This is a genomic window from Nonomuraea sp. SBT364, assembly GCF_001083785.1.
In the GTDB taxonomy this organism is placed as follows: Bacteria; Actinomycetota; Actinomycetes; order Streptosporangiales; family Streptosporangiaceae; genus Nonomuraea.
On record NZ_LAVL01000333.1, the window covers coordinates 1 to 2,137 of the forward strand.

Here is a 2,137-nt window from a genome sequence, read left to right on the forward strand (position 1 = left end):
GGGTAGGGCTGGGCGGGCGGCTGGTAGGCGTCCTGGGGCGGCTGCTCCTGCGCGCCCGACGGCGGCTGGGGGCTGTAGGGCTGCTGCTGGTACGGGGACTGCTCGGGCTGGCCGCCGTAGCTCGGCGGCTGCTGGCCGTAGCCGGGCTGCGGGACGGGCTGCCCCGGCATCCCGGGGGCCGGCATCCCGTGCTGGCCCTGGACACCCTGCGCACCCTGCTGGGTCTGGGGACCGGGCTGGCCCTGGGCGGCGGGCTGGCTCTGCGCGTGGGGCTGGCCGTAGTCGGCCTGGCTCTGCCCGTGAGACTGCTGTCCGTAGTCGGCCTGGCTCTGCGCGTGGGGCTGCTGTCCGTAGTCGGGCTGGGCCTGGGGTGCGGGCTGGTGGCCGTAGTCCTGGCCGTACTCGGGGCCGCCCTGGGACGGGGGCTGCTGGGCGTAACCCTGCTGCGGGAAGCCCTGCTGGCCGTATCCGGGGGCGCCCTGCGACGGGGGCTGCTGACCGTAGCCGGGCTGCTGCTGGAACTGGCCCTGCTGGCCGTACCCCTGCTGCGGGAAGCCGGGACCGTACGCGGCCGCCGGGCGGCGCTCGGGCATGACCTGCGGCAGCAGGTAGACCAGCGCGACGGCGGTCAGCGCCAGCATCGGCACGCCCGTCAGCAAGAACTCCACGGTCGAGCGCGCGTCGTTGCCCGCGAACAGGCCGAGCAGCAGCGACAGCGCGCCGAACACGGCGGCCGCCGCCAGGGCTCCTGCCGCGACGTACGCGACGGGCTTGGCCTTGGGCGAAGGTGGGCCGACCTTGGTGACCAGCAGCACCGCGCCCAGGATCAGCGCCGTGATCACGGGGCTGGTCAGGCCGGAGAAGTGCATGGACGCTCGCTCGGTGAAGTCCAGGCCGGTCGGGCCGATCAGGATCCGGCCGATGGTCAGCAGGATGTCCAGGCCGCCGGCGGCCAGCATGATCCAGGCGGCCGGCTCCTTCAGCCTGGCGACGTCAAAGTTGCTCACAAGTACCCCCATCGGACCCTTTAGCCCGAAGGGAGTTTGCCACATCACCGACTTGTCCGGCGGGAGTCCCAGGAAGCTCGCAGATCTCAATAGTCGTTCTTTTCCCCGCATATCAGGGTTTTGCGGCCCGTCAGGAAAAGGTGAAAACCGGTCCAGGAACGGGGGGTGGAAGACTGTGCCGCATGCACATCGTGACCCTCGCCGGCGGCATCGGCGGCGCCCGCTTCCTGCGCGGACTCCGCGCGACCGCGCCGGACGACCAGATCACCGTGATCGGCAACACCGGCGACGACATCACCCTTTTCGGCCTGCGCGTCTGCCCCGACCTCGACACCGTCATGTACACCCTCGGCGGCGGCATCGACGAGGAGCAGGGCTGGGGCCGGGCCGAGGAGAGCCACGTCGTCAAGGAGGAACTGGCCGCCTACGGGGTCGAGCCGCAGTGGTTCGGGCTCGGCGACCGCGACTTCGCCACCCACATCGTGCGCTCGCAGATGCTGGAGGCCGGCTACCCGCTCTCCCAGATCACCGAGGCGCTGTGCGCGCGCTGGCAGCCGGGGGTGCGGCTGCTGCCGATGTCCGACGACCGGTGCGAGACCCACGTGGTGATCAGCGACGAGCACGGCCGCCGCGCCGTCCACTTCCAGGAGTGGTGGGTGCGGCTGCGCGCCTCCGTACCCGCCGAGTCGATCGCGCTGGTGGGCGTCGATTCGGCCAAGCCCGCGCCCGGCGTCCTGGAGGCGATCGCCGACGCCGACGTGGTCGTCCTGCCGCCGTCCAACCCGGTGGTGAGCATCGGCACGATCCTTCAGGTGCCGGGCATCCGCGACGCCCTGCTGGCCAAGACCGTCGTGGGCGTCTCCCCCATCATCGGCGGCGCGCCCGTGCGCGGCATGGCCGACGCCTGCCTGACGGCCATCGGCGTCGAGACCAGCGCCCAGGCCGTCCTCTCGCTGTACGGAGCCGAGCTGCTCGACGGCTGGCTGGTGGCGCCCGAGGACTCCGGCGTCGCCCTCGACGGCGTCCGGGTCGAGTCCCGGCCCCTTCTCATGTCCTCCCCGGCCGCCACGGCCGACCTCGCCCGCGCCGCCCTCGACCTCGCCCAGGAGCTCGCCCGATGACCCACAACC

Annotated in this window: 1 protein-coding gene and 1 pseudogene; one reads left to right on the forward strand and one right to left on the reverse strand. The window is 72.4% G+C overall.

The window, feature by feature from the left end:
• Positions 1-1,007: pseudogene (locus tag ADY59_RS47145) on the reverse strand (hypothetical protein); the annotation flags it as partial.
• A 182-nt stretch (positions 1,008-1,189) separates the two neighbouring features.
• Here ADY59_RS47145 and cofD point away from each other — a divergent pair.
• Positions 1,190-2,128 carry a 2-phospho-L-lactate transferase gene (gene cofD, locus ADY59_RS47150; protein WP_049577867.1) on the forward strand — a complete coding sequence of 313 codons (939 nt, stop codon included), beginning with the start codon at positions 1,190-1,192 and terminating at the stop codon, positions 2,126-2,128.
• Positions 2,129-2,137 lie beyond the last annotated feature (9 nt).

What these genes read in the sequence shown, in the direction of transcription:
- cofD (WP_049577867.1), top strand. Translation starts at nt 1,190, where the DNA reads ATGCACATCGTGACCCTCGCCGGCGGCATCGGCGGCGCCCGCTTCCTG.